Here is a 504-nt window from a genome sequence, read left to right on the forward strand (position 1 = left end):
GGTAAGGCCGTCTGAATGAGACAGACCGAATAGATGCGATTACACTCTGACTAAAATAACACAAATAAGTTTGATTATTATTTATAATTTTGTGAAATTCTAACTAATTTTTAATAATATGGAAATGTTTTTTGAGTTTGAAAGTAAATAGAAGGGTGAGGTAAGAGGAAAAAAATAAAAGCCTGTTTGAAAATTTCAGACGGGTTTGGATTCAGATTTCAAATGCAATATTCGGATACTAGTGGTTGGAACAGATTCAAGAATAAAACACTTAGCGCTTCGTCAGCTAAATATTTTTTCGGAGATGCGCTTTTCAATCTTTGTCGATGATGGTGTCGGCCTCCTAATCGCCGATGCGGGATTTTTGGTCGACGACAGCAGGTCGGTTTTCTATGCCGATGCAGTCGGGCACTTTGCCTCTGATCCATGAATTATTTATCCAGCTACGTCATACTATATTTTGCGTTTTTGAAGTGGTTTTAGTGCTATCTTGTGGTTTCTAAA

Annotated in this window: 1 protein-coding gene; it reads left to right on the forward strand. The window is 36.7% G+C overall.

The annotated features are described in order from the left end of the window. The first annotated feature begins 304 nt into the window (after positions 1-304). Positions 305-430 carry a hypothetical protein gene (locus tag ACTHS3_RS16805; RefSeq protein WP_283120714.1) on the forward strand — a complete coding sequence of 42 codons (126 nt, stop codon included), beginning with the start codon at positions 305-307 and terminating at the stop codon, positions 428-430. The last annotated feature ends 74 nt before the right edge of the window (positions 431-504 follow it).

The organism is Neisseria sp. P0009.S007 (assembly GCF_051962515.1).

What these genes read in the sequence shown, in the direction of transcription:
- ACTHS3_RS16805 (WP_283120714.1), top strand. Translation starts at nt 305, where the DNA reads ATGCGCTTTTCAATCTTTGTCGATGATGGTGTCGGCCTCCTAATCGCC.